The organism is Klebsiella quasipneumoniae subsp. quasipneumoniae (genome assembly GCF_020525925.1).
GTDB lineage: Bacteria > Pseudomonadota > Gammaproteobacteria > Enterobacterales > Enterobacteriaceae > Klebsiella > Klebsiella quasipneumoniae.
The window spans coordinates 1,154,122-1,180,130 of the sequence record NZ_CP084876.1; the positions used below are offsets into that span (position 1 = coordinate 1,154,122).

Consider the following 26,009-nt stretch of genomic DNA (forward strand, 5'->3'; position numbering starts at 1 on the left):
TCTCCTTACAGCGCGCAGGACACGCAGCCTTCAATTTCAGTGCCTTCCAGCGCCAGCTGGCGCAGTCGGATGTAGTACAGCGTCTTAATGCCTTTCTTCCAGGCGTAGATTTGCGCCTTGTTGATATCGCGGGTGGTGGCGGTATCCGGGAAGAACAGGGTCAGCGACAGCCCCTGATCGACGTGGCGCGTCGCCTCGGCGTAGGTGTCGATGATCTTCCGGGGGCCTATCTCGTACGCATCCTGGTAGAGGGCCAGATTATCGTTATTCATAAACGGCGCGGGGTAGTACACCCGTCCGGTTTTCCCTTCTTTGCGGATCTCAATCTTCGAGACGATCGGGTGAATGCTGGAGGTAGCATGGTTGATGTACGAGATCGAGCCGGTGGGCGGCACCGCCTGCAGATAGCGGTTGTAAATGCCATAGCGCATGACGTCGTCGCGCAGCTGGCGCCAGCTTTCCCGGTCGGGCAGGGAGATGCCGGCGCGGGCGAACAGCGCGCGGACCCGTTCGGTTTTCGGCTGCCACGACTCCTGCAGATATTTGTCGAAGTATTCCCCGCTGGCGTAGCGCGACTGCCCGAAGCCGGCGAAGCGCTGGCCGCGCTCGCGGGCCAACAGCATCGAGGTGTGCAGCGCGTGCCAGGTCACGGTGTAGAAGTAGATATTGGTGAAGTCCAGCCCCTCCGGGCTGCCGTAGGCAATGCCTTCCCGCGCCAGGTAGCCGTGAAGATTCATCTGCCCCAGGCCGATGGCGTGGGAGGCGGCGTTGCCGGCCGCCACGGAGGGGACCGACTGAATGTGGCTCATGTCGGACACGGCGGTCAGGGCGCGCACCGCGGTGGCGATAGTGAGGCCGAAATCCGGCGAGTCCATGGTGTGGGCGATGTTCAGCGAGCCGAGGTTGCAGGAGATATCTTCCCCGATATGGGCATAGCTGAGATCTTCATTATAGGCGGACGGCGTACTGACCTGCAGGATCTCGGAACACAGATTGCTCATGGTGACCCGCCCGGCCACCGGACTGGCGCGGTTCACCGTGTCTTCAAACATGATGTACGGGTAGCCGGATTCAAACTGGATCTCCGCCAGGCGCTGGAACAGGTCGCGGGCGCGGATCCAGCGTTTGCGAACCCGATCGTCGGCTACCAGCTGTGGATAGAGGTCGCCGATGGCGCAGTCGGCGAAGGGTTTGCCGTACAGCCGTTCGACATCATACGGCGAGAAGAGCGCCATCTGCGCGTCTTCTTTCGCCAGCTGGAAGGTGATGTCAGGGATCACCACCCCCAGCGACAGGGTTTTGATGCGGATTTTCTCATCGGCATTTTCACGCCGGGTATCAAGGAAGCGCAAAATATCGGGATGGTGAGCGTGCAGCCAGACCGCCCCCGCCCCCTGGCGGGCGCCGAGCTGGTTGGCATAGGAGAAGGCGTCCTCCAGCATCTTCATCACCGGCACCACGCCGGAGGACTGATTTTCGATGCGCTTGATCGGCGCCCCGGCCTCGCGCAGATTGGAGAGTAAAATGGCCACGCCGCCGCCGCGCTTCGACAACTGCAGCGCCGAGTTCACCGCCCGGCCGATGGACTCCATATTATCTTCAATGCGCAGCAGGAAGCAGGAGATCAGCTCCCCGCGCTGCTGTTTGCCGGCGTTAAGGAAGGTGGGCGTGGCCGGCTGGAAGCGGCCGCTGAGTATCTCCTCCGTCAGCTGCCGCGCCTGCTGTTCATCGCCCCGGGCCAGCGTCAGGGCCACCATTACGCTGCGTTCCGCGAAATCCTCGAGGTAGTGCTTGCCGTCAAAGCTCTTCAGCGCGTAGCTGGTATAGAACTTCCAGGCGCCGAGGAAGGTCTGGAAGCGAAACGCGGCGCGCCGGGCATGGGCGAACAGCGCCAGCACAAACCCGCGATCATAGCCGGCCAGCAGCTGTGGATCGTAATACCCCTCGCGGACGAGCCAGCTGAGTTTATCCTCCTGGCTGGCAAAGGCGAGGGTGTTGGGCTGAACCTGGGTCGCCATAAAAGCCTCAACCGCCTGGCGATCTTTCTCAAACGGGATGCGGCCCTCGCTGTCGTACAAATTCAGCATCGCATTGAGGGCGTGAAAATCCACGGCGGCGGTTATACGTTCTGCGGTTGTCGTTGCCAAAATTCGCTGACTCCTTTACGCACGTTATCGATATCGTCGGGGGTTCCCATCAGCTCGAAGCGGTAGAGATAGGGCACGGCGCATTTCTGCGCGATGACATCCCCGGCGCGCCCCCAGGCGTCGCCAAAGTTGCGATTGCCGGCGGCAATCACCCCGCGGATCAGCCGACGGTTATGTACGTCGTTTAAAAAGCGGATCGCCTGACGCGGCACGGCGCCGGCGGTACCGCCGCCGCCATAGCTGGGAACGATGAGAATATAGGGCTCGTCTACCTGCAGAGGTTCACGCTCGTTCAGCGGGATGCGCACCGCCGGCAGCCCCAGGCGCTGCACAAAGCGATGGGTGTTCTCCGAACGGCTGGAGAAGTAGACGATGAGGCTCATGCGCTGGCCGTCGCGACGGAGGGGCGCAGGCGATTGATCATATCCGGGCGGAAGCCGCTCCAGCGCAGGTCGCCGGCGATCACCACTGGCAGCTGGCGAAACCCCTGCTCGCGCAGGGTGTCGGCGGCATCCGGCTGCTGGTCGACGTTGACCATTTCAAAGGCCAGTCCCCGGCTCTCCATGGCTCGTCGGGTGGCATGGCACTGCACGCAGTCATTTCGAGTGTAAATAGTAATGCGCATGATTCGTATTTCCATTTAAGATAACAGCACGGCGCTAAACGTAGCGTCGAACGTTGTGGGCCATTCGATAAGGAAATACTAGATGTAGTTATTTAAAACTTCAACCACTCAATATATAGCGTTTTTGGCAAAGCGTTCCCCCGCCGGGGTGGCCAGGCGGAGGAGGGGGAAGGCTGCGCGAAACTACAGACGCATGGCGACGGCGAGGCGGTTAAAGGCGTTCATCAGGCTGATGGCGAAGGTGAGATCGCTTATCTGACGTGGGGTAAAATGTTCGCGCAGCGGCAGGTAAACCTCATCTTCCGCATGGCTGGCGGCGATGTCGGTGACCGACTCGGCCCAGGCAAGCGCCGCGCGTTCGCCAGGGGTAAAATGGTCGCTCACCCGCCAGCCGGCCAGGGCATCCAGCTTGCTCTGCGCCATGCCGCCTTTGCGCAGCGCCTGGCTGTGCTTCTCAAGGCAGAAGGCGCAGCCGTTGATCTGCGACACGCGTAAATAGACCAGCTCCACCAGGGCGCTGCCCAGCTCGCTTTTCTCCAGCGCGAGGCTGGCCTGCACCAGCCCTTTATAGACTTCCGGGCTCAGTTCACTGAATGGCTGACGTAATTGGCTCATGGTGTTCTCCTCTCTAAGACGGCAGCCAAAATAGCACTATAATGGACTGCAAAAGATAGCCATATTGTGATGAAAAAAGCAGACCATAATGGAAGCCAGCCACCTCCCTCTCTATCAACGCATCGCCCGCCAGCTGAAATCCGCCATTGAACGTGGCGAACTGGCTCCGGGCAGCCGTCTGCCCGCCAGCCGGGTGTTTGCCCAGGAGCAGGGCGTCTCCCGGGCGACCATCGAAAACGCCTGGGGCGAACTGGTCGCCCAGGGCTGGCTCGAGCGACGCGGGCAGGCGGGAACCTTTGTCAGCGAGCGGCTCAGTCCGCGCCAGCTGGCGCCTGTGCCGCCAGCGCAGCCTGCCGCGCCGGCGGAGCCGTTGCCGTTTCAGATGGGGCTCCCGGCGCTGGATCTCTTTCCGCGCGGGCTGTGGGCGCGGGTGATGGGGCGCCGGCTGCGGACGCAGTCGCGGTTCGATCTGGCGCCCGGCGATCCCGGCGGCGACCCGCTTCTGCGTCAGGCGATCGTCGACTATCTGCGCCTGTCGCGCAGTATCGACTGCCAGCCGGAGCAGGTCCTGATCGCCGGCAACTATGCCACCGCCATGAACCTGATCCTGCGTACCCTGGCGCAGCCGGGGCAGCATATGTGGATGGAGGATCCGGGATATCCCTTTATCCGCCCGGTGGTCGAGGCCGGGCAGCTGGTGGTGGATGCGATCCCGGTGGACGACGAAGGGATGGATATCGCCTGGGGCCAGCGCCATCACCCGCAGGCGCGGTTTGCCCTGCTCACCCCGGCGCATCAGAGTCCGCTGGGAGTGGCGCTCTCGCTGCCCCGGCGTCGCCAGCTGTTGGCATGGGCCGCGGAGCGTGACGCCTGGATCATTGAGGATGATTACGATAGTGAGTTTCGCTATCGCGGCAAACCGCTGCCGCCGCTGAAAAGCCTTGATGCGCCACAGCGGGTCATCTACGCGGGCACCTTCAGTAAGTCGATGTTTCCGGCGCTGCGCACCGCCTGGCTGGTGGTGCCGACCGCGCTGGCGGCGCGTTTTCACCAGACCGTGGAGCGCCAGCCCTGCACCGTTCCCACCCTGTGGCAGCAGACGCTGGCGGATTTTATCCAGCAGGGCCATTTCTGGCGTCATCTGAAAAAAATGCGCGCCAGCTACAGCCAGCGCAGGGAGTGGCTGGAGTCGGCTCTGCAGGCGCAGGGCTTTCAGGTCACGCCGCAGCAGGGAGGGATTCAGTTGGTCATGCCCGTCAGCGGCGACGATCGCCTGCTGGCCCAACGGGCGGTGGCGGCCGGGCTGGCGGTACAGGCGTTGAGCGACTGGCGGATGCGCCATACCGGCGAGGGGGGGTTACTGATGAGTTTTACCAATATTCGCTCGCCGGCAATGGCTGGCGCGCTGGCCCGGCGACTGAGGGAGGCGATCGGCGGCGTCACGCCCGCTGGCGCATAAAAAACCCCTGCGGCCAGAGGCGCGCAGGGGCTGACGCGTATTTGTTATCTTCATTGCTTTCCGTGAAGCTGGCGGGCTTCCGCGCGCTTATCGCGCAGCGGCAGCAAACGCTATAGCTATTATCGACGTAAATTGAGCAATACGCCAATAAATACCCCGACGGCGGCGGCGGCGCCCACGCTGTGCCACGGTTTATTGCGCACGTAGGTGTCGGCGCAGCCCAGCGCATCGCACGCTGCCTGGCGCGCATCCAGCGCCGCCTGCTGCACCCGGTTGTGGCCATTAAGGCGGGCGCGGGTCTCTTTTAACAGCGACTGCGCTTTGGCACGCGCCGCTTCCGCTTCCTCTTTCGCGTCACTGCCCCACGATTTCAGCACCTCTTCCAGCGTGTCCGCTAATTGGCTGACATCGTTATGAATATCTTCGGCGTTCTCGTCAAAATTGTTGCGGTTCACATGGTTAGCCATCGTTATCTCCCTTAATTCCATCGAGTGAGTAAGTGTAGGACAAGATTTTGAATTATGCTTACTGCTGTGGTTTCTGGAATATTCCGAAAGCACTGCCCTTAATGAATAAGGTAAGGTCAATGTGCGGTAAAAGATAACGAGGAATCAGTATGTATTTAAGACCCGATGAGGTGGCGCGTGTTCTTGAAAAAGCCGGCTTCACCATGGATGTTGTGACGCAAAAAGCGTACGGCTATCGCCGCGGCGATAATTATGTTTATGTGAACCGCGAAGCGCGCATGGGGCGAACAGCGTTAGTTATTCATCCAGCGTTAAAAGAGCGCAGCAATATGCTGGCTGAACCGGCTTCAGATATCAAAACCTGCGACCATTATGAACAGTTTCCGCTGTATTTAGCCGGGGATGCGCAGCAGCATTATGGTATTCCGCACGGCTTTAGCTCACGCATGGCGCTTGAGCGTTTTCTTAATGGACTGTTTGGCGAAGCCCAGCCGGCCATGTCGACGAATTAATTCGCTGGATAAAAACCCGGGAGAAGCTGGCTGGCGGGAGGAAGCGACTGGCAGAGCCAGTCGCTGTTAACGTGTCGGTCAGGCTTTTGCCTGCTGGTAGGGCGCCACGCGGAACAGGCGGCGGCAATAGTCGAGGAAGTAGCCGTAAGCGGCGCCCATCATCATTGAAACCGCCAGGTTCGAGCTCACCGCAGCGACAATCTGGTGCCAGTCCGCACCCACGCTCCACAGAATGGCGACATAAACCGGCGACTGAAAGGTCACGTAGGCCAGCACGTCGGCCATATTTTTCATCCAGCCGGCCGGAGTGATGCGCCGGGCCTGACGCATCGCAAAGTCGCGATATATCCCGTAAGGGACAGCAATAATAATGTTGACCGGGATCGCCACCAGGCGCGACGATAACGACTGCTCAAACGTCATACCAGAGAGAAAAATTTCGATCATCATGTTGACGACGGTGCAGTAAACCACCATCGCAAAGGTGTCTGCAACCGCATGCCGCAAGCGGGAGTGCGCAGAGAACATCGGAGTGCTCCTCGAAAATGAAGTCAATAACGCCGAAAAATGCGCGTTGGTATAGCGTTTTTGGGCTGCCTGTTTTGATGTGCGTAGAGTATATCTCTGCATTAAAAGTGGCAACTAGCTATAAATTTTTATTTATTGCCTTTTTGTCGATAAAATACTCTGCGAAGGTCGGTTTTTTGCCCGTTACGCTACTTTTAGTGCTGGTTTTATTAAATTCTTTTAATTTCAAATGGTTGTGCTGTTTTGTGCCATGATATCTGACCAGGGGGTCGGTATCTGACCGCCCGCTGTGGCGCAAAATCGCGTTAGCCTGTGATAAGGATCATGTTTAGATGTTTTTATGCCATTATGCCGGTTTTTGTGGTGAAAAATTCTAAAACGATATGTGGCGTTTTATTCTTAATGACTGAGTAACTATTCATTTGGCCGCGCGGCGAGGGCCTGCGCATTCACCGACGATAAGAGGATAACCCGCTGACCATAAAGGTAATATCGCCTTCTTGATATATTTCCCTATCTCACCATCCGCCGTTTTTATTTATTCAGGGTCTTATTGGCCTGCGCTGGCGAAAAAGAAGCGGGGATTTCCCGATATAAGGTAGTTGGAAAAGGTTTACTCTCTGCATAATATATTTATCTGGATAACCGAAGGCTGGAAATAAATAAACGTTTCTATTACACTTGCCGCGTTGTGTCTTTTAATTTGCTATTTGGAAATTTTTAATTTTATGTCTTCAATGTTACACAAACTGAATAATATCCGTTCACTGCGCGCGCTGTCCCGTGAATTCTCCATTGACGTGCTTGAAGAGATGCTGGAAAAGCTCAGGATCGTCACTGAAGAAATACGTACGCAACAGCAGCTGGCGGCGCAGCAGCAGGCGGAATATCAGGAAAAAGTGAATACCTGGCTTGAGCTGATGCGCGCCGACGGTATTTCTCCTGACGAGCTGGTGGCCGATATTCAGCCGCCGATGGCGGGCGGTAAAAAGCGGAAACCGCGCCCGGCGAAATATCGTTATACCGATCATACCGGCGCCGAGAAAACCTGGACCGGCCAGGGAAGAATGCCGAAGCCGATTGCCCAGGCGGTCGCCGAGGGGAAATCGCTGGACAGCTTTTTAATTTAAAACCGATGCGGCCAGCGCCGCGACGGCGGAAAGACCCACCGCCCGGCCTGGCCTTATGATCTGCAGCGAGGGGCTTCAGCAGACGCCGAAGTCCCCCTCTTCCTGATAGGACGTCACCTCGTCTGACTTCAGCGTATAGCGTTCTCCCTGCTCCTGCGCGGCCTGAACCACCACCAGATCCTCGCCCTGCACTTCGACCACTTTCAGTTTTGGCCCGCCCGCACGCGGTTGTACCAGATCGCCGACAGAAAACATCATTCACTCCTCACTGTTAATACCACGGATGAACCTAAACCATAGCTCAACGCCCGCGCACTGAACACCGGGTGTGCTCTTTTTTGTTAAAACAATTTGGAGGTATATGTATTAATGTTGTTAATGTTTTGCTGGCGCCATACCGCTGCTGACAAGGGGGACGGCGAGGGTAGGGTTACCATCAATCAGGTCAGGAAAGACACCATGAAGTATATCATTCTGTTGATCATTGTTATTGCTGTGCTGTATGTCCATTACCGCGGACGGGTGCGCTATCGTTTCTGGCGACAGCTCTCCGACCATTCCACATTTACCGCGCCGTTGAATGGATTTATGTATTTATTTTCCCGCGTGCCGAATACGCCTTATCTGCGCCCGGAGATGTTTCCCGAGCTGGCGATATTGCAACAAAACTGGCTGGTTATTCGCGAAGAAGGCATCCGCCTCCAGCAGCTGGAGCAGATTAAAGCGGCCGATAAATATAACGATGCCGGATTTAACTCATTTTTTAAAACCGGCTGGAAACGCTTTTATCTGAAATGGTATGAGGATGCCCATCCCTCCGCCAGCCAGCTTTGCCCACAAACTACCGCGCTGCTGCGGGATATTCCGTCGGTGAAAGCGGCCATGTTCGCCACCCTGCCGGACGGCAGCCGTCTGCCGCGCCATCGCGACCCCTACGCCGGTTCCCTGCGCTTTCATCTTGGCCTGGCGACGCCGAACGATGACCGCTGCTTTATCGAGGTGGATGGTCAGCGCTACAGCTGGCGCGACGGGGAAGGCGTGCTGTTTGACGAGACCTATATCCACTATGCGGAAAATACCAGCGGTGAGAATCGGCTGATTCTGTTCTGTGATATTGAACGGCCGATGCGCTACCGCTGGGCGCAGAAGGTCAACCACTGGCTGGGGCGCAATCTGATGAGCGCCGCCTCGGCGCCCAACGACGCCAGCGATCGCACTGGCGGAATTAACCGGGCGTTTCGCTATATCTACCTGATCCGCATTGTCGGCAAGCGGCTGAAAAAATGGAATAAGACGGTCTATTACGTCGTCAAATGGCTGCTTTTCGGCGGCATTGCCTGGCTTATCTGGAGTGCGTTTTAACTCCCCTGGCACCGGTTCCACGGCATGATCGCCAGCAGGCGCGCCATGCCGCAAAAGCCGGTTATCCCGGAGAAAGTGAGCCCGGCGCCGACCGCGCCGCTGAGCAGGAAAAAGCCGCCGTTCACGGTATAGCCCAGCAGCACCCCCAGTAAGATCAGAGCGCCAGCGGCGATTTGCACCTGGCGCATCAGCGGCAGCGGTTGCGATTTATCTTCCTCAACCGGGAGCCCCGCGGCTTTCCATGCCTGAATCCCGCCCGCCAGCAGGCTGACCTGCGCCGGCGCGGCGGCGGCGGCCAGACGAATGGCGTTGTTCTGCGTCCGGGAGCCGGCCTGGCAGTGGAAGATCACGCGCTCGCCGGCCCGGGCGTTTAGGGTCGCGCCGCCGTTCAGGGTGGCGAGCGGCACCAGCTCGGCATCGGGAATATGTTCGCGCGCGTATTCATCCGCATCGCGGATATCTATCAGTCTGGCGCCCTGGGCAATCTGCACCCGGGCTTCGGCAGGGGTTAAGGTGGCGATGGTCATAGGATCCTCACGGGCAATAGAGCGTTTTCAGCGTGTTGATCACCTGCTGTACCGCAGGATGGGTGATGAAATAGTGGATGCGCTGAGCGTCGCGTTCGCTGTCGATCAGCCCCTCGTCACGCATCCGCGCGAGGTGCTGCGAGGTGGCGGAAGGGCTCAGGCCGGTAGCGCGGGCCAGTTCACCGGCGCTGGCCCGCGGCGCGTCGCATAGCATGCACAGGATCAGCAAGCGATGAGGATTGCTCATCGCTTTCATCAGCGCGGCGGCTTCGCCGGCGCGGGCCTGCAGGTCTTCGGGTGTGGTCATGTATTTTAGCTTTTTCTAAATTTAGATAACTCTAAAATAAAAAAGCCGCCAGCGCCAGCCCCTTTTTCCCCGCGACTCAGGCCGGAACGGCGAGATCGGCTATCTGCGCCCGGGCGCTGGCGATCCCGGCGTCGCGACCGTGCGGGCGGTTATCCAGCCCTTCGGCATAGATAAATTCCACCTCATGGATCCCCATCAGCCCCAGCACCGCGCGCAGATAGGGGGTGACGGCGTCGGTGGTTTCTCCCTGGTGAACACCGCCGCGGCTGCTGACGACCACCGCCCGGACGCCCTCGACCAGCCCCTGCGGCCAGCTGTCGGTGTAGCGAAAGGTTTCCCGCGCCCGCGCCACGAGGTCGAACCATTTCTTCAGATCGGTCGGGACGTTGAGGTTATACATCGGGGCGCCGATCACCAGCAGGTCGCTGGCTTTTAACTCGGCGATAAACTGGTCGGAGAGCGCTACCGCCGCGCGGATGGCCGGCCGCGGATCCGCCGCCCCGCGCAGGGCGGCAAACAGCGCGCCATCCAGCGTCGGCAGCGCCATAGCGCTGAGATCGTGTTCGCGGATCCGATCGTGGCGGCCCGCCGCCTGGCGCGCTGCGATAAATTCGTTAATCAGCTGATTGGTCAGGGAAGTTTCGCCATTAATGCTGGACTTTAATACCAGAACGTTAGCCATGATGAGTGCCTCAAGTGAAGGATAGAAGCAGAGACTAACACTGTCTTTTTTCTCTCTGGAGTGACATTATTTTCCTCTATTGTATCCCGTAAGGAACCAATCTGTGCGCGACGATCTGAACGCGATCCCCGTGTTTGTCACTGTGGTCGAGAGCGGTAACTTTGCCAGCGCGGCGACGATCCTCCACGTGACGCGTTCGGCGGTGGGAAAAACCATTGCCCGGCTGGAAGCGCGTCTCGGCGTGGCGTTATTCCAGCGCACCACCCGCAGGCAACTGCTGACGGAAGAGGGAGAGCAATTTTATCACCAGTGTCGGGAGGCGCTGGGACGCATTCGCGAGGCCGAAGAAACGCTGCAGCGCGGCAAAGGCGAGGTGCAGGGACGGCTACGGATTTCGCTGCCGGTGCTGTTTGGCCAGCGCTGCGTGGCGCCGCTGCTGTTCCGCCTGAGCCAGCGCTATCCATTGCTGAAGCTCGAGCTCCACTACAGCGACCGGCAGGTCAATCTGCTGGAAGAGGGGTTTGATCTCGCGGTGCGTATCGGGAGCCTGGCCGATACCGGGTCGCTACGGGCGCGGGCGCTGGGGGAGCATGGCATGGTGCTGTGCGCGGCGGCGGAGTACCTGCGTCGCCAGCCGGCGCCGCAGACCATCGCCGGGCTGAGCGAGCACCGCACCCTCGGCTATCTGCATAACGGTCAGCTGCAAAAATGGCAACTTTACGACCCGCAGCAGGGCGAAGTGCGCTTCACCCCGGAGGCGTGGCTGGTGCAGGATGACTTTGCCGCCATCGCCGCGGCGGCGCAGCAGGGAATGGGCATCGCCTGGCTGCCGGACTGGCTGGTGGCGCAGGCGCTCGCCGACGGGACGCTGCAGCAGGTTCTGGCGCCCAGCGACCGTGTGCGTTTCGCCATTCACGCGGTGTGGCCGGAAGGGCCGTGGCTGCCGCAAAAAACGCGGGTGACGATCGATGCCCTGCGGGCGGGGCTGGGTCTGGCGTAGCGTCCGCGGCCGGCGCGCTTTAGGCCATCGCCTCAGCGGCGTGGCCGTCCGGCACGGGCGGCGCGGCGGTATAGCGTGCTGCGGGCGATGCCCAGCATCTGCGCCGCCCGGCTGACGTTGCCGTTGACCCTGGCGAGGGTATCGACAATCAACTGCTCGTCATGGGCCTGTAACCCCCCGCGCGGCAGCGGCGCAGGCGCAGCGCGGTATGCGTCCGGCAGCGCATCGGGCGTCAGCGTGTCGCCCTCATCGGCCAGAGCCAGCATCACCTTCAGGACGCTCTGCAGCTGGCGCACGTTTCCCGGCCACGGCAGCTGGCTGAGGTGGGTCAGCAGCGCGGTGGACAGCGTCACCCGGCGCGAAGCGCCGCCCAGGTCGCGCCACAGGGTGGCGATAAAGGTTTCCAGCGCCGGCCACTCGCGTAGCGGAGGCAGTGCCAGGGCGTACTCCCGCAGGCGCCACAGCAGATCTTCGCGGAATTCGCCGGCGCTGACCCGCTGGGTCAGGTTGCGGTGCGTGGCGCAGATCAGGGCGAAGTTCACCGGCACGCTGCGGCTGGCGCCGAGCGGGGCGACCTCTTTCTCCTGCAGTACTCGCAGAAGGCGGGTCTGCAGCGCCAGCGGCATATCGCCGATCTCATCAAGAAACAGCACCCCGCCCTCGGCCTCGCGGATTTTGCCGATATAGCCGTTTTTGCTGGCGCCGGTAAACGCCCCTGGCTGGTAGCCGAAAAGCTCGGACTCGATCAGCGATTCCGGGATGGCGGCGCAGTTAATGGCGACGAATTTACCGCTGCGCCAGCGGCTGTGCTGGTGCAGCGTGCGGCTGACATACTCTTTGCCGCTGCCGGTTTCCCCCTCAATACAGAGCGCGATGCCGGCGTTAAGCAGCCGGAGCAGCTTTTCGCCTTCCCGCGGGCTGGTGAAGGGGAGCTGCATGGCCGGCGGGGCGCTCACCGCCACCCGGCGGCGGGTGGGCTCGCGCAGGCGATAGTGATAGCGGCCCTGCGGGGTGTTCAGGGGCAGGGGAACGCTGACCGCCGTTTGCGTCAGCGTCGGAAAAAGCGACGCAAAGGTGAGCTGGCCAAACTGCGCCGCGCTCAGGCCGAACTCGCGCATCGCCAGCCGGTTGCCGGCGGTAAGGACGTTGTCGGAAAAGACCAGCAGCAGTTCCTCCACGCTGTCGAGTTTGTCCACCTGCCGGTGGAGGCTCATCAGCCACTGCTCAGGATGCAGGCTCTGCTTCACCCACAGATACTCAATCTGCTTTGCCGCCGCTTTCACCCAGCCAAAGGTGTGCTGGTGGGGAAAATCCGCCGGGCCGGAGATATCCAGCACGCCGGCGATGCTTCCGTCCGGCCGCTGGAGCGGCATCGCCGCGCAGTACAAATTCTGGTTGCGGGTGAGAAAGTGCTGACGCCCATCGATTTCGCAGCCGTCGTCAATCGCCAGCGCGGTGCCGATGGCGTTGGTCCCGCGTCCGCTTTCGCTCCACAGATTGCCCGGCGCCAGCGCGACGCGCTGAGCCTTCTGCATCGCCTGGGTATCGCCGACGGTATGGAGCACCAGGCCGCCGGGGTCGGAAAGGATCACCACCGACTGCAGGTCCGCCACCTGGCGCGACAGGGCTTCCACCACCGGCTGCGCCAGCTGCTGCAGGCTGCGGTGGCTGGCGAGCCGGTCCGCCAGCTCGCCAGCGTCGAGGCGGGGAAAATCCTCGGTGGCGGGATCCAGACCGTAGCGCTGGCAGCGAGACCATGAATCGCTCAGCAGGGGATTGGCGTTAACCTCTGGGGCGAGAAGAAAGGGATTGCCTGGCACAGGGCACCTCTGGGTCGATGTTGCTGTGTTGCAATATTGTAGCTATTTGGTTTATTTGGTGTTGCGATTTGCAACACATAAGTGGAAACCCATGCGACAGTGGCTGACCATCTGCCCAGTCAGTGAATACAACCTGTTAATAAATAAACCTATTTAGAGAAAACGAAAAACTGGCATAACCCCTGCAAAGTGAGAAGCGTTCGGCGGCAAGTTTAAAAAATCAATATGCCGCTGCGTCTCAACCCTACAGAAGGAGATTTGCGATGCGTTATGCACACCCTGGCCAGCCCGGCGCCCTGGTTTCATTGAAATCCGCTTACGGCAACTTTATTGACGGTAAATTTGTCGAGCCGCTGAGCGGTGAATTCTTTATGAATACCTCCCCGGTAGACGGCAGCAACATTGCGCAGTTTCCCCGGTCGGACGCCAGAGACATTGACTTCGCCCTCGACGCCGCCCACCGTGCGGCGCCGGCGTGGGGCAAAACCTCAGTGCAACAGCGCTCCAGGCTGCTGCTGCAGGTCGCCGACCGTATTGAACAGCATCTGGAATATCTGGCGGTGGCGGAGAGCTGGGACAACGGCAAACCGATCCGCGAAACGCTGAATGCGGACCTGCCGCTGGCGGTGGATCATTTTCGCTACTTCGCCGGCTGCCTGCGCGCCCAGGAGGGAAGCACTGCCGAAATTGACGAAACCACGGTGGCTTACCATTTCCATGAACCGCTGGGGGTGGTCGGTCAGATTATCCCGTGGAACTTCCCGCTGCTGATGGCCGCGTGGAAGCTGGCCCCGGCCCTGGCGGCGGGTAACTGCGTGGTGCTCAAGCCGGCGGAACAGACGCCGCTGAGTATTACCCTGCTGCTGGAGCTGATCGGCGATCTGTTCCCGGCGGGGGTGCTGAACGTGGTGCAGGGCTTCGGCAAAGAGGCGGGCGAGGCGCTGGCCACCAGCAAGCGTATCGCCAAGCTGGCGTTTACCGGCTCCACGCCGGTCGGGCGACATATTCTCGCCTGTGCGGCGGAGAATATTATCCCCTGCACCGTCGAGCTGGGGGGCAAATCGCCCAATATTTACTTCGCCGACGTGATGGAGGGTGAAGAGGAGTTTATTGAGAAGGCGGTGGAGGGGCTGGTGCTCGGTTTCTTCAACCAGGGTGAGGTCTGTACTTGCCCGTCGCGGGCGCTGATCCATGAATCCATCTATGAGCCCTTTATGGCGCGGGTCATGGAGAAGGTGGCGCAGATCCGTCGCGGCGATCCGTTAGATACCGACACCATGATCGGCGCCCAGGCTTCCCGCCAGCAGTTCGACAAGATCCTCTCTTATATTCAGATTGCCCGGGAAGAGGGCGGACAAATCCTCACCGGCGGCGAGCGGGCGGCGATCGCGCCGGCGCTGGATAATGGTTTTTATATTCAGCCCACGCTGATTAAAGGTCGCAACGATATGCGCTCCTTCCAGGAGGAGATCTTTGGGCCGGTGATCGGGGTGACCACCTTTAAGGACGAAGCGGAAGCGCTGGCTATCGCCAATGAGACCCAGTTTGGCCTCGGCGCTGGGGTGTGGACGCGCGATACCAATCTCGCCTATCGCATGGGGCGCGGTATTCAGGCCGGTCGCGTATGGACCAACTGTTATCATGTCTACCCGGCACATGCGGCGTTCGGCGGCTATAAACAGTCCGGCGTCGGGCGGGAAACGCACAAGATGGCGCTGGATGCCTATCAGCAAACCAAAAACCTGCTGGTGAGCTACGGCACCGCGCCGCTGGGCCTGTTCTGAAGGCCATCTCATTACTGATTGATCCTCAGTCCGCAATCCGTTCGGGTTGCGGATTTTTTTTGCGTCAAAATAACCCTCTGAACGGGAGCGGTTACGGTGGCGGATAACGGCAATACATTTGGGTTAATGAAGTAATAGCTTTCATTTGAAAATTAAAATACTTCCAGAACAAGAAATTACAGCGCGGATCAGGAGCGCTTTGCCTTAATTTGTGTAGAAATGATGAAGATTAATACCAGGAAAATTCCTAATTTTTTCGTGGCGCCGGGCTTGAGCACAATAAAACAAGACGCTTTTTTGAACAATTACCTTTAAATTTGTTAATGAAATGGACATGTTGTTGTTGAGAGGTATTTAACTTTCTTTTGTATAGATATGTAAATTAACATTGAAATGCGATTTCAAAAAATAACTTTATGCCGAGCATAGTCGTTAACCTGTATGTAACATTTCATCAGGTTGCCTTTTTTTACATCGGGTAATATATTTATTTCGCACATCAAAATAACTCTTTTTCTTCTGCTTGTTATTCATGGCCACCTTTCGGCGAAATAAAGCGGAGTCAAAGGACGTGTGCCGATTATCCTGCGGAAGGAACGCAATGAACATTTACAGGGAGGAACGGACGAGCCGTTTCGCGATAGCCATGGGGCTATTGCCGATGACGGGAAAATATATTCGTTAACGATGAGATAAATAATGAAAACGCAACTTCGTATTATGGCAATTCTCATGGGAGCGCTGGTTTCTGGCGCTGCAATTTCTGTTACTACGCCAACCATTAACGTTAACCCTGGCACCAAGGCGGGTACCCAGGGTACCGGCGGACAGGTTATCTTCAATGGATCAATCACCGACAGCTCCTGCAATATCGACAGCGCATCCACCAGCCAAACGGTGGATCTGGGCAAATGGGCCAGCACCTATTTTACCAGCACAGGTTTTGAAACCACCAAAACGCCTTTCCATATCAGTGTGAAAGATTGCCCCGCCAGCGTAAAAAATGTTGCAGTGCTGTTTGACGGCGCGCGCGATCAGTCGGATAACACGCTGTTGGCGACCACCGGCGGCGCCGCTGGCGTGGCGATCAAGCTGTATGAAGATGACAAGTCTACGGCGGTCAGCCTCGGCAAAGCGTCTCAAGCCAAAAATGTCGTTGCGGGCGCGACTGCCGGCACCGGCACTGCCGACCTCAAGTTTTTCGCCGACTATATCTCCACCGGTGCGGTGACGGCAGGCGATGCTAACGGTACGGCTAATTTCAATATGATTTATAACTAATCATATTGCGCGCTATTCAGAGTCAGTCCACTGCGTCCTGATTAATTGCAGATAGCTAAAGTGATAATTGTCATAAAGTCACGGAATATATTCGTGACGGTATAGTTGTTTTTGCTAATTATCCCGACGGGTACTGGCTCTGATATTCCCTGCTTTATTTTACTGTTTGTTCAACCTTTACCTGATGGTAAGTCATGATGAAGAAAATAATTGCCGTTGCGGCCTTTCTGCTGTGCTCCACGGCAGCACAGGCCGGTATTGTCATGGGTGGAACCCGTGTGATTTATCAGGAAGGGAAGCGTGAAGCCGCTATTTCAGTCACTAATGCCGATACCCATACGCCCTATCTGGTGCAGTCGTGGGTGGAAAATTACGCGGAAAACGATAAGGCCAAGGTGCCCTTTATTGTTACGCCGCCCTTATTCCGTCTCGATCCGGAGCAAAATAACGTCCTGCGCATTAACTTTATTGGCGCCTCGCTGCCCAGCGACCGTGAATCGGTCTACTGGCTGAACGTCAAAAGTATCGCCCCGACGCCCAAGGGCGAGGTGAACAAGCTGCAGGTCAATATTAAGTCGAAATTCAAAATCTTTTATCGCCCCAACGGCCTGGCGGGCGACCCGGCTAAAGCCTGGCAGCAGCTGAAGTTTAGCCAGTCCGGCGGCCATCTGACGGTGGCAAACCCCACACCCTATTTTGTCTCTTTTTACGCCGTCGAGGTGGGCGGGCAGGCAATCGACGAGCCTGGCATGGTGGCCCCCTTTGGCGAGAAAACGTGGCCGGTGAGCGGGCACGGCACCGTCAAATGGCGGGCGATTAACGACTACGGCGGCGTCAGCGATTACGCCCAGCAGTAATTCCCCTTTGTGATGAGCTTACCGGACGGCGCCAGCATGAAAAGAATAACAACAGCCAGGGTGCGGGAGTATGCCGCGTTGCCCGTCACCGCCGGACGGGCGCTGGCGCTGGCGACGCTGCCGACGATGATGTGTTGTCTCAGCCCGCTGAGCCGGGCGCTGGCCGACGACTATTTTGATCCGGCGGCGCTGGAGTTTGCCGACCCGCAGCAGCAAACCTCCGATCTGCACTACTTCGCCAAACCCGGCGGGCAGCAGCCGGGGACTTATCCTGTCACCGTGGTGGTTAACGACCAGGAGCTGGGCCAGGCCAATATCACCTTTGTTGACGATGGCGGACAGCTGCAGCCGGTGCTGACGCCCGGGCAGCTGGCGGATTATGGGGTCAACGTCAGCGCGTTTCCGGCTTTTCAAACGCTGCATGAAGGTGAGACCTTCACCCGGATCGAGAAGTTTATTCCCGACGCCAGCAGCCGCTTCACCTTCGCTAACCAGCGCCTGACGCTGAGCATTCCCCAGGCGGCGATGAACGTGCAAAGCCGCGGCTATGTCGATCCCTCGCGCTGGGACGATGGCGTGCCGGCCGCGTTTGTCGATTACTATTTTTCCGGCGCGCAGATAAAGAATGCCGATGAAGGGGAGAGCAGCCGCTCAAACTATCTCAATTTACGCAGCGGCGTGAACCTGGGCGCCTGGCGGCTGCGCAATATCTCCTCAATGCAGTACGACCAGCAGCGCCGGCACTGGGATTCACAGAGCACCTGGCTGCAGCGCGACGTCCGCTCGCTGAAGAGTCTGCTGCGGATCGGCGATACTTACACCACCGGCGATGTGTTTGACAGCATCCCGTTTCGCGGCGTCCAACTGATGTCTGACGATGAGATGCTCCCGGACAGCCAGCGCGGCTTTGCCCCTACCATCCGCGGCGTGGCGCACAGCAATGCCAAAGTGACCGTCTCCCAGCACGGGTATGTGATCTACGAAACCTTCGTGTCGCCGGGGGCGTTCGCCATCAGCGATCTTTATCCCACCTCGCAGAGCGGCGATCTGGAGGTGAAGGTGACCGAGAGCAATGGTTCGGTGCGCACCTTTACCCAGCCCTATTCCGCCGTGCCGTATATGCTGCGCGAAGGGCGCGGCAAATTCAGCCTCAGCGCTGGTCGCTACCACTCCGGGGCGGATTCGGTGCGCTCGCCGGAATTCCTGCAGGGCACCCTGTTCTATGGTCTGTCGGCGGGATTTACCCTCTACGGCGGCACGCAGCTGGCCCAGGACTATCAGTCGTGGGCGCTGGGCCTGGGCCGCGGCTTTGGCGAGTTCGGTTCGCTGGGAGGCGACGTCACTCAGGCCGTCACCCGTACGCCGTCGGGCAAGCGCTATGCGGGCCATTCGCTGCGCGCTCAGTATCAGAAAGATTTCGTCAGCTCGGGCACCACGTTCAGCCTCGCCAGCTATCGCTACTCCTCCAGCGGCTATTACGATTTTGCCGAAGCCAGCGCCCTCGAAAGCGCGCAGGGGCAGGTGGACAACCGGCGCCGCCGGGAGGAAGTGTCGGTGTCACAACGCCTCGGCGGTCTGGGCAGTCTGGCGGTTTCCGCCTGGTCGCAGGAATACTGGCACCGGCAGAGTCGGGATGAGACGGTGCATCTCGGGTTCTACAGCGCCTGGAAAGGGATCTCCTGGGGCGTGGGCTATTACTACACCCGCGCCAGCGGCCAGCAAAAAAATGACCGCTCCTGGTCTTTCAATATCAATATTCCGCTGGGCGGTCCACTGTCCGACAGCGCGGTGAGCTACAACACCACCTCGGACAGCAATGGCTATACCTCGCAGCAGGTGTCGCTGTATGGCGCGGTGCCGACGCGGCCGAATCTGTTCTACTCGGTTCAGCAGGGCTACGGCAACCAGGAGCGGGGCACCAACAGCAGCGTCGCCCTGGACTACCACGGCGGCTTCGGCAACGCGCAGCTCGGCTATCGCCATGACACCGCCAGTAATCAGCTGACCTGGGGAGGCGCCGGCTCGGTGGTCGCGCATCCGCACGGCGTGACCTTCGGTCAGACGGTGGGCGAGAGCTTCGCCATCGTCCGCGCGCCGGGGGCTGCCGGCGTGGCGGTGCAAAACGGCAACAATGTGCACACCGACTGGCGCGGCTATGCCGTGGTGCCGTCTCTGACCACCTACCGGAAAAATGTCATTACCCTCGACACGGAGTCGATGGCGGATGATACCGACGTCGACCAGCAGGGTCAGACGGTGATCCCCGGCGGCGGCGCGGTGGTGATGGCCAACTACCGGACCCGCATAGGCAACCGGGTGCTATTTACCCTGCGCAATGCGCAGGGGCCGTTACCCTTTGGCGCCAGCGCACGGTTGGTCGGGACGGAGGAGGGCGGCAATGCGCCGGGCGGCATGGTAGCCGACGGCGGTCAGGTGTACCTCAGCGGCGTGCCGCAGGAGGGAACCCTGGCGGTGAGCTGGGTCGTCAATAACCAGTCGCAGAGTTGCACGATGCATTTTCATCTTGCGGATAACCCACAGCAGAGTCTGAATACGGTGAAAACCGTCTCCGGGCTGTGCCAGTCACGCTGAGGCGGCTATGAAATCTGTTTTTCGTCTACTTCCTTTTCTCTTTTTGCTGGCGTTGAGCGGCTATCTTCCCGGCGCGCGGGCTGAAAACTGCCGCGCGAATATCGGCCAGACCACCGTCAATATTCCCAATATCAAGTATTTGCCCACGCTGCCGGTCAATACCCAGATGACCAGCGCGATGGCGGATAACGGCAGCGGGATCCCCTTTTCCTGCGACCTGCAGCTGCCGACGGCGAGCGCCAAACGCATTGTCTACAAACAGCTGAAAACCGGCGGCTCGCCGGTGGTGATTAACGGACAGCACGTCTACCCCAGCGCCATCGACGGCATCGGCTACTCGCTTAGCTTCCAGTGCGCCGGCGGCCCGATGCGCGCTATCGACGGCAGCCACTCCGCTGGCGGCGAGTCGGTGGTGGTCTGCGACAGCACGATGCTCCCGGCGCTCATGACGCAGCAGCAGACGACGGTCAGGATCGCGGTAACCTTCTATAAGACCGGTACGGTAAAGCTGGCGGACGGGACGCATACCAACTCGTCGCCGCTGCCGCAGGTAGGGGAGGTGACCATTGAACAGCAGGCCAACGGAAACGCCGGCTTTGTCGCCAGCGCGCCGGTCAGCATTGATATCGCCGCCCTGAACGTGGACATTGGCAGCAGCGGCAGCTGCCAGGTGGCGACCTCAACGATCCAGGTCAGTCTGGGCACGGTAAACCGGGCGGAGTTTCACGGTCAAGGGAGCACCGGCGGCCAGGCGAAGCGCTTTTCGATCCCGGTGTTCTGTCCGTCGCCGACCGATGTGCGCATCGGCTTTTTCGGCGTCAGCGTGGAGAGTGATACCCTGGCGCTAAGCAAGGCCAGCAACAGCGCCAGCGGCGTCGGCGTGAAGCTGACCTACGGCAATAACCCCGGCGCGGCAGTGTCCGATGGCACCAGCGTTAAAATCAATGAGGCCAGCAACTTGCCGATCCTGAAAAGGGTAACCGGCAGTAACGCCGGCACGGCTGAGGCCATTAATTTTAACGCCCAGTATGTGCAAACTGACGCCACGGTGACGGCGGGCACAGCCGACAGCATGGTGACCTTCGCCCTCGAGTATAACTAGCGTGGGGCCGGAGCATAGGCCGCCTGAAGGGGGATCGCCACCACCGCGCCGTCATCGTCGATATAGTTCAGCTTGTACAGGCGAGCGCTGTCGGTCGTTGACACGGTATAGCTGCTGTACGGCCGGAGCATCACGTTTCTCATCGGCGAAATGTGGCCTTTATTATCGATCAGCGCCCCGTTGACCAGGGTGATATGCAGTGGGCCTGAGTTAGTTAAGCGCAGGTTATTGCCGCTCTGCTGCCACTGCAGCTTTCGCACCTCTCTGGCGAGGGTGGTGGCGATGGCGGGAGGACGATAAAAGAGCTTCAGGCGGGTGCGGACGATAAACTGCAGCGTATGGTTACCGTCTGACGGCGGCGGATTCTCCTGAATATTGACCCAGTACAGGCTTTCCCGATCGGCGGGGAGCCCGCCGCCGAGATAGATAAAGCGCAGCTGGGCGGTTTGCTGGGGGGATAAATAGACCAGCGGCGGGGTCGCCACCATCGGCAGGCCGACGCGCGACCTGTTGAGCCCGGCGTCCAGCCAGATCTGCACTTTATAAGGTGTGCGGCTGCGGTTATGAATGTTCAGGGTGGCGGCTTTGTCTTTTCCTGAGTAGACCACCCGCGTGGCATCGATGGTGATCCCGGCGCAGGCCTGAAAGGTCATGGCGCTAAACAGCACAGCCAGCTGTATTTTCATCTTCGCTCCCTTTACGTCTCATCCCTGACCGGGAAGCTATTCCTGCATAATGGTAAACCGGGCCGTTGCGTTGCCGTCACCGGGGAGTACGTGGGCTTTATCCCAGGTGTAATAGAAGGCTTTCAGACTGAAGGTGCCGGAGCCGCCGTCCACCGGGATCTCAATGCGGGGATCGTGCTGTGGATCGAGGTGTGCATCGAGGCCGAGCGGCGTCCCCGTACGGTCGGTGAGCAGAATACCCACGCTGCCGGCCGGCTTACCGCTATCGTTGAGGGCCAGCACATGATTTTCAGGCGTGGCGGTGGGAGAGGGGCCATCCACCACAATGTAGTAGGTGCCTTTCTCGCAATCTTTGACGCGAATATCGACGCCGACCGCTGGCCCGGTACCCGACTGGCTGTTTTTCAGTCTCGACAGCGGAATATCGCCCATGCTGATGTCGATGACCCCGTTATTGCCCGCCCCTTCGAGTTTGCAGGCGCCGTTCACGACCCTGCCGATGAAATTTAGCGTGCCGTCTGCCGCGTAAACCGGGCCGGCGGCCAGTCCGACGAAGAGCATCGCCAGACCCAGGGTGGTTATTTTCATGTTCATTCCTCCTGTCGTGCCGGTAAACCTGGCGCCAGGGTCATTATTTTGCGGGTCAGATACGGCACAAAATGACTTTAATCGGGCATGTTTTTTATTAATTCATTTATTTGGCAAATATATTGTCGCCTGGAATTAATATATGGTTGTTATTTATTACCTGCGTTTTCCGGGATAGTACTGTGGAGGAATGCTGGAGTAAATAAGACGGTAGTTGTCGATGTCTGAACGCGAAATATCGTGTATTTAAATAAATTATTCATTAATTCAATTGGTTACTTCGCTCTTGCTGCTGTTTTTTGTGCTTAATTCGGCACGGCGTCAGTCTGGAAAATACGATCGCTGGCGTAAAGCTACGCCCGGCGGATGAGAAATCATTCACCGGGCGATAGCCCTGTTTCGTTTTCAGATTTGCGATCGGCAACCCGATCGTCGGGTTGTATGTCCCGATGTTTAAAAATAGGATGAATTCCCTGTTACGCGCTGCGGATGATGTTGACTGAGAAGCGGCCGGCCACCCCGGCGCGAAAACCCGATAACAAAAAGGATGGCGAGATGAAACTGACGGTGGGGCTGGCGCTGACGCTGGCGATAATGACCTGTGGCGCCCAGGCGCGCGATATGCAAACCATCGAGCGCAGCGGTGAACTGAAGGTCGGCGTGCCGGGCGACTACGCCCCGCTAGCGTTTCGCAATGCCGCCGGCGAGCTGCAGGGCTATGACGTGGACATGGCCCGCGATCTCGGGCGCACGCTGGGGCTGAAGGTGAGCTTCGTCTACACCAGCTGGCCGGCGCTCGCCGCCGATCTGCAGGCGGACAAGTTTGATATTGCGATGGGCGGCGTGACGCAGACCCCGGCGCGGGCGAAGGAGTTCGCCCTCAGCCACCCGGTGGTGGCGAACGGTAAAATCGCCTTAGCCAACTGTCAGGCCGCCCCCCGGCTTGGATCGCTGGCGAAGATAGACCGTCCGGAGGTGAAGGTGGTCGTCAACCCTGGCGGCACCAACCAGAGCTTTGTCGATGAGCATATTAAGCAGGCGCAGATCATTCGCGTGAAGAACAACGTCGATAACCTGGAGGCGCTGCGGCAGAAAACGGCCGATATGATGGTGACCGATCTGATCGAAGGCGACTATTACCAGAGCAAAGAGCCCGGCGTGTTCTGCGTCGCCAACGAGACGCCGTTCGCCGGCACCGCCAGCGACAAGGTGTATATGATGAGTAAAGATAATCCGGCGCTGCTGGAGAAAGTGAACCAGTGGCTGGATAGCCAGGATAAAGAGGTTCTCAAACGGAAGTGGAAAATTCGCGGTTAAGCGCTGAGGCGCCCCACCGCCGACGGGCGCGTCCGGCGGTGGTTGTCGGCCGCGGTCAGCGCTGCGGCGACAGCGTCTGTCGCGCCAGGTCGCGGAAGTAGCAGGAGTAGCCGAGGGTGGCGGTCAGGCACAGCATATAGCCAAACGACTCGCTGCCTTCCTCCACCGTATTTTTCACCACCCGAGCGTAGTTCTCATCCAGCACGGCGTACCACAGGCCGTGCATACCGAACAGCCGCGAGAAGACCAGAATCGCCAGCAGGCCGCTGATCATCATCCCGTAATACGGGGTGCGGGTATAATCCGCCAGCTGCGACAGGGTCTGGCGCAAATGGCGCAGCGGCATCAGCAGGGACCCTGCGGTAGCCAGCAGGGCAAACCACACCCAGCTGCCATGGGAGAGTAAATCAAACAGGCCATCCAGTTCGCGGATCAGCATGGCGAGGAAGAAGCCGCCGATGAGGATATTGCTATAGCGCAGGTGGGCATATTTGCGCGCCAGCAGAAGATGAACCAGCACGATGACGGCCAGCACGCTCTCCTGAACCACTTCGGTGAGCGACACCTCCGGGATGTCGTTGCCAAATACCCGAATATCCACCCACAGGCAGAGTACCGCGATGGCGGCCGCGACCGCCGCGCCGAGAAAGAAAAGCAAGCTTCGTAACAGAGACATTAACACCACAACTTATATTTAAAACAAATATCATAAGTTTTGGGAATACATGTTCCTGTTCACTTTGTGCGACTTTGCGGCTGTTTTTTAACGTTTTGCGCTTTTTAGCGCCGGGAAAGACGACAGGGGAGGGGGACTCCCCTGAATGAGAGGACGTCAGAGAATATCATCCACCACGCCGCCGTCAACGCGCAGCGCGGCGCCGGAGGTGGCCGACGCCTGCGGCGAGCAGACGTATACCACCATATTGGCGACCTCTTCCACCGAGGCCGCCCGCTGGATCACCGAACTCGGACGATGGGTCATGACAAACGCTTTCGCCAGTTCCTCCAGCGACTGGCCGGTTTTCGCCACTTCGTCTTTCAGCATTTCGGCAAAGCCGTCGGAAATCGTCGGCCCCGGCAGAACGCTGTTAACGGTCACTCCGCTGCCGGCGACATATTTCGCCAGGCCGCGGGCCAGCGACAGCTGGGCGGTCTTGGTGACGCCATAGTGGATCATATCCGCCGGGATATTGCGCGCCGATTCCGAGGAGATAAACACCACCCGCCCCCAGCCTTTACTGACCATCGCCGGCAGCAGCCCCCGCGACAGGCGCACGCCGGACATGACGTTGGTCTGCCAGTAGTTTTCCCAGGTCGCGTCATCGGTGGCGTAAAAATCCTGCGGGCCGTAGATCCCGGCGTTATTGACCAGAATATCGACGCCGGTCACGGCCTGCAGCAGATGTGCCGCGCCGTCGGCGCCGCTGAGGTCGGCGACGGCGGGGCGCGCTTTCGCCCCCGGCACCTCATTTTGCAAGCGGGCGATCGCGGCGTTCACACTCTGCTCGCTGCGCCCGTTAAGGATGATCTCTGCGCCGCTCTCCGCCAGGCCTTTGGCGATAGCAAAGCCAATACCCGCCGTGGAGGCGGTGACCAGCGCGACTTTCCCCGATAAATCAATCTTCATGTTCCTGCCTTCTGGTTGTGGATCTCCCATTAAGCGTAGCAGCGGCGGTATCGGTAGGGATCAGTAACCGGCGTGCTTATTGACCAGGTTTTTGAGCGGCAGCCCGCGACGCTGGCGCTGAATGTTCTCCAGCAGCTGGCGGGCGATCACCTCGGCGGGGGCCGCAGAGGCCATATGCGGGGTGATCACCACCTGCGGATGGCGCCACAGCGGATCGTCCGCCGGCAATGGCTCCTGCGGGAAGACGTCGAGCACCGCTCCGGCGAGCTGGCCGCTCTCCAGCGCCGCCAGCACATCCTCATTGACCATATGCTCTCCACGCCCGCAGTTGATTAACACCGCCCCGGCGGGAAGCCGGCTGAAGAGCGGCGCGGCGAGAATACCCCGGGTCTGCGCGGTGAGCGGCAGGAGGTTAATCAGCCCGTCAAGCGACCCGAGGAAGCTATCGAGCGCCTCCTCGCCGCGGTAGCAGGTGACGCCAGCCAGCTGCTTCTCACTGCGCGACCAGCCGGAGACCCGATAGCCAAGGCGGGCCAGCTGGTCGGCGATATAGCCGCCAATTTCGCCGAGGCCCATAATGCCGATATGGAAGTCGGCGGCGGCGCGCTGGGGATAGAGCTTCCAGGTTTGGGTCCGCTGGTGGGCCAGCGCCCGGTCAAAATAACGCTGGAACCACAGCACGCCCCACAGGGCATATTCGAACATGCCGTGACGAAAGTCCTCATCGATCACCCGGCACAGCGGGATATCGCTGGCGAACAGCGCGGGCGGCAGATGATCGACCCCGGCGGACGCGGCCTGGATCAGCTTCAGCCCTGGCGAGCGGGTCAACAGCTGCGGGCTAGGGAACCAGCAGCTGGCGTACTGCGCGTCGCGCGCCGCCTGGTGATGGGGCAGGAGCGCGGTGACGTCGGGAAACTGCTGCAGGGCGGCGCAGATATCGCGGGCGAAATCCGCGTCGTTACAATCCACCACGATAGTGATATCGGACATA

General features: G+C 59.5%; 26 protein-coding genes and 1 pseudogene. 11 read left to right on the top strand and 16 right to left on the bottom strand.

Annotated features, from left to right (window positions below):
- Positions 1 to 5: 5 nt before the first annotated feature.
- From nrdE to LGM20_RS05790, 4 genes are all read right to left on the bottom strand, one after another.
- Positions 6 to 2,147, bottom strand: coding sequence for a class 1b ribonucleoside-diphosphate reductase subunit alpha (gene nrdE / locus LGM20_RS05775; RefSeq protein ID WP_044524461.1), 2,142 nt, complete (start codon positions 2,145 to 2,147; stop codon positions 6 to 8).
- A complete protein-coding gene (gene nrdI / locus LGM20_RS05780; protein ID WP_023290751.1) occupies positions 2,120 to 2,530 on the bottom strand; it encodes a class Ib ribonucleoside-diphosphate reductase assembly flavoprotein NrdI in 411 nt (136 codons plus the stop codon). The genes nrdE and nrdI overlap by 28 nt, the downstream gene beginning before the upstream one ends.
- The gene (gene nrdH / locus LGM20_RS05785) at positions 2,527 to 2,772 is read right to left on the bottom strand and encodes a glutaredoxin-like protein NrdH (protein WP_023290750.1); all 246 of its coding nucleotides are present in this window, start codon (positions 2,770 to 2,772) and stop codon (positions 2,527 to 2,529) included. The genes nrdI and nrdH overlap by 4 nt, the downstream gene beginning before the upstream one ends.
- A 183-nt stretch (positions 2,773 to 2,955) precedes the next feature.
- Positions 2,956 to 3,387 (bottom strand): carboxymuconolactone decarboxylase family protein, encoded by a 432-nt coding sequence (locus LGM20_RS05790; RefSeq protein ID WP_023290749.1) that lies wholly within the window; start codon positions 3,385 to 3,387, stop codon positions 2,956 to 2,958.
- Between the two features lie 88 nt (positions 3,388 to 3,475).
- Here LGM20_RS05790 and pdxR point away from each other — a divergent pair, with 88 nt between their 5' ends.
- Entirely contained in the window at positions 3,476 to 4,846 is a 1,371-nt protein-coding gene (gene pdxR, locus LGM20_RS05795; protein ID WP_044524460.1) for a MocR-like pyridoxine biosynthesis transcription factor PdxR, read from the top strand.
- A gap of 119 nt (positions 4,847 to 4,965) precedes the next feature.
- On the opposite strand, the gene LGM20_RS05800 is transcribed toward pdxR, so the two are convergent.
- Positions 4,966 to 5,313, bottom strand: a complete 348-nt coding sequence (locus LGM20_RS05800) for a DUF883 family protein (RefSeq protein WP_032432206.1) — start codon at positions 5,311 to 5,313, stop codon at positions 4,966 to 4,968.
- A 149-nt stretch (positions 5,314 to 5,462) separates the two neighbouring features.
- Between LGM20_RS05800 and LGM20_RS05805 the strand changes: the two genes are divergently transcribed.
- Complete coding sequence (locus tag LGM20_RS05805; RefSeq protein WP_002914291.1) at positions 5,463 to 5,825, top strand: DUF2002 family protein; 363 nt, start codon at positions 5,463 to 5,465, stop codon at positions 5,823 to 5,825.
- A 78-nt stretch (positions 5,826 to 5,903) separates the two neighbouring features.
- On the opposite strand, the gene alaE is transcribed toward LGM20_RS05805, so the two are convergent.
- A complete protein-coding gene (gene alaE, locus LGM20_RS05810; protein WP_004205719.1) occupies positions 5,904 to 6,353 on the bottom strand; it encodes an L-alanine exporter AlaE in 450 nt (149 codons plus the stop codon).
- 728 nt (positions 6,354 to 7,081) lie between these two features.
- Here alaE and stpA point away from each other — a divergent pair.
- Positions 7,082 to 7,483, top strand: coding sequence for a DNA-binding protein StpA (gene stpA, locus LGM20_RS05815; protein WP_023290746.1), 402 nt, complete (start codon positions 7,082 to 7,084; stop codon positions 7,481 to 7,483).
- Positions 7,484 to 7,558: 75 nt separating this feature from the next.
- Here the strand turns inward: stpA and LGM20_RS05820 are convergent, their stop codons facing one another.
- Positions 7,559 to 7,738, bottom strand: a complete 180-nt coding sequence (locus tag LGM20_RS05820) for a YodC family protein (RefSeq protein ID WP_023290745.1) — start codon at positions 7,736 to 7,738, stop codon at positions 7,559 to 7,561.
- Positions 7,739 to 7,942: 204 nt separating this feature from the next.
- Here LGM20_RS05820 and lpxO point away from each other — a divergent pair, with 204 nt between their 5' ends.
- Entirely contained in the window at positions 7,943 to 8,845 is a 903-nt protein-coding gene (gene lpxO / locus LGM20_RS05825) for a lipid A hydroxylase LpxO (protein ID WP_044524459.1), read from the top strand.
- Here the strand turns inward: lpxO and LGM20_RS05830 are convergent.
- The 3 genes and pseudogenes from LGM20_RS05830 to LGM20_RS05840 form a co-directional block, all read right to left on the bottom strand.
- Positions 8,826 to 9,372 (bottom strand): annotated as a pseudogene (locus tag LGM20_RS05830) (rhodanese family protein). The gene lpxO and the pseudogene LGM20_RS05830 overlap by 20 nt on opposite strands.
- 7 nt (positions 9,373 to 9,379) lie before the next feature.
- A complete protein-coding gene (locus tag LGM20_RS05835; RefSeq protein WP_002914277.1) occupies positions 9,380 to 9,679 on the bottom strand; it encodes an ArsR/SmtB family transcription factor in 300 nt (99 codons plus the stop codon).
- Between the two features lie 76 nt (positions 9,680 to 9,755).
- Positions 9,756 to 10,361: an FMN-dependent NADH-azoreductase gene (locus LGM20_RS05840; protein WP_044524457.1), complete on the bottom strand. Its 606-nt coding sequence runs from the start codon at positions 10,359 to 10,361 to the stop codon at positions 9,756 to 9,758.
- A 103-nt stretch (positions 10,362 to 10,464) separates the two neighbouring features.
- On the opposite strand from LGM20_RS05840, the gene LGM20_RS05845 reads away from it, so the two are divergent.
- The gene (locus LGM20_RS05845; protein ID WP_044524456.1) at positions 10,465 to 11,361 is read left to right on the top strand and encodes a LysR family transcriptional regulator; all 897 of its coding nucleotides are present in this window, start codon (positions 10,465 to 10,467) and stop codon (positions 11,359 to 11,361) included.
- A 32-nt stretch (positions 11,362 to 11,393) separates the two neighbouring features.
- Here the strand turns inward: LGM20_RS05845 and LGM20_RS05850 are convergent, their stop codons facing one another.
- Positions 11,394 to 13,181, bottom strand: a complete 1,788-nt coding sequence (locus tag LGM20_RS05850) for a sigma-54-dependent Fis family transcriptional regulator (protein WP_044524455.1) — start codon at positions 13,179 to 13,181, stop codon at positions 11,394 to 11,396.
- Between the two features lie 263 nt (positions 13,182 to 13,444).
- On the opposite strand from LGM20_RS05850, the gene exaC reads away from it, so the two are divergent.
- The 5 genes from exaC to LGM20_RS05875 all read left to right on the top strand — a co-directional run bounded on the left by exaC (position 13,445) and on the right by LGM20_RS05875 (position 20,797).
- A complete protein-coding gene (gene exaC / locus LGM20_RS05855; protein ID WP_032453792.1) occupies positions 13,445 to 14,965 on the top strand; it encodes an acetaldehyde dehydrogenase ExaC in 1,521 nt (506 codons plus the stop codon).
- A gap of 699 nt (positions 14,966 to 15,664) precedes the next feature.
- Positions 15,665 to 16,246: a fimbrial protein gene (locus tag LGM20_RS05860; protein WP_044524454.1), complete on the top strand. Its 582-nt coding sequence runs from the start codon at positions 15,665 to 15,667 to the stop codon at positions 16,244 to 16,246.
- Positions 16,247 to 16,440: 194 nt separating this feature from the next.
- Positions 16,441 to 17,103 (top strand): fimbrial biogenesis chaperone, encoded by a 663-nt coding sequence (locus LGM20_RS05865; RefSeq protein ID WP_023290737.1) that lies wholly within the window; start codon positions 16,441 to 16,443, stop codon positions 17,101 to 17,103.
- A gap of 36 nt (positions 17,104 to 17,139) precedes the next feature.
- Positions 17,140 to 19,695 (top strand): fimbria/pilus outer membrane usher protein, encoded by a 2,556-nt coding sequence (locus tag LGM20_RS05870; protein ID WP_044524472.1) that lies wholly within the window; start codon positions 17,140 to 17,142, stop codon positions 19,693 to 19,695.
- Between the two features lie 7 nt (positions 19,696 to 19,702).
- Complete coding sequence (locus LGM20_RS05875; RefSeq protein WP_044524453.1) at positions 19,703 to 20,797, top strand: fimbrial protein; 1,095 nt, start codon at positions 19,703 to 19,705, stop codon at positions 20,795 to 20,797.
- On the opposite strand, the gene LGM20_RS05880 is transcribed toward LGM20_RS05875, so the two are convergent.
- Together LGM20_RS05880 and LGM20_RS05885 are read right to left on the bottom strand one after the other, a co-directional pair.
- Positions 20,794 to 21,483 (bottom strand): fimbrial biogenesis chaperone, encoded by a 690-nt coding sequence (locus LGM20_RS05880; RefSeq protein ID WP_044524452.1) that lies wholly within the window; start codon positions 21,481 to 21,483, stop codon positions 20,794 to 20,796. The genes LGM20_RS05875 and LGM20_RS05880 overlap by 4 nt on opposite strands.
- Positions 21,484 to 21,519: 36 nt before the next feature.
- The gene (locus LGM20_RS05885; protein WP_044524451.1) at positions 21,520 to 22,071 is read right to left on the bottom strand and encodes a fimbrial protein; all 552 of its coding nucleotides are present in this window, start codon (positions 22,069 to 22,071) and stop codon (positions 21,520 to 21,522) included.
- 492 nt (positions 22,072 to 22,563) lie between these two features.
- Between LGM20_RS05885 and LGM20_RS05890 the strand changes: the two genes are divergently transcribed.
- Positions 22,564 to 23,388: a transporter substrate-binding domain-containing protein gene (locus tag LGM20_RS05890; protein ID WP_369816809.1), complete on the top strand. Its 825-nt coding sequence runs from the start codon at positions 22,564 to 22,566 to the stop codon at positions 23,386 to 23,388.
- Between the two features lie 55 nt (positions 23,389 to 23,443).
- On the opposite strand, the gene LGM20_RS05895 is transcribed toward LGM20_RS05890, so the two are convergent.
- The 3 genes from LGM20_RS05895 to LGM20_RS05905 all read right to left on the bottom strand — a co-directional run bounded on the left by LGM20_RS05895 (position 23,444) and on the right by LGM20_RS05905 (position 26,008).
- Positions 23,444 to 24,064 carry a hypothetical protein gene (locus tag LGM20_RS05895; protein ID WP_044524449.1) on the bottom strand — a complete coding sequence of 207 codons (621 nt, stop codon included), beginning with the start codon at positions 24,062 to 24,064 and terminating at the stop codon, positions 23,444 to 23,446.
- A 156-nt stretch (positions 24,065 to 24,220) separates the two neighbouring features.
- Positions 24,221 to 25,015, bottom strand: coding sequence for an SDR family NAD(P)-dependent oxidoreductase (locus LGM20_RS05900; protein ID WP_044524448.1), 795 nt, complete (start codon positions 25,013 to 25,015; stop codon positions 24,221 to 24,223).
- 60 nt (positions 25,016 to 25,075) lie between these two features.
- Positions 25,076 to 26,008, bottom strand: a complete 933-nt coding sequence (locus tag LGM20_RS05905; RefSeq protein WP_044524446.1) for a 2-hydroxyacid dehydrogenase — start codon at positions 26,006 to 26,008, stop codon at positions 25,076 to 25,078.
- Position 26,009: the final 1 nt, after the last annotated feature.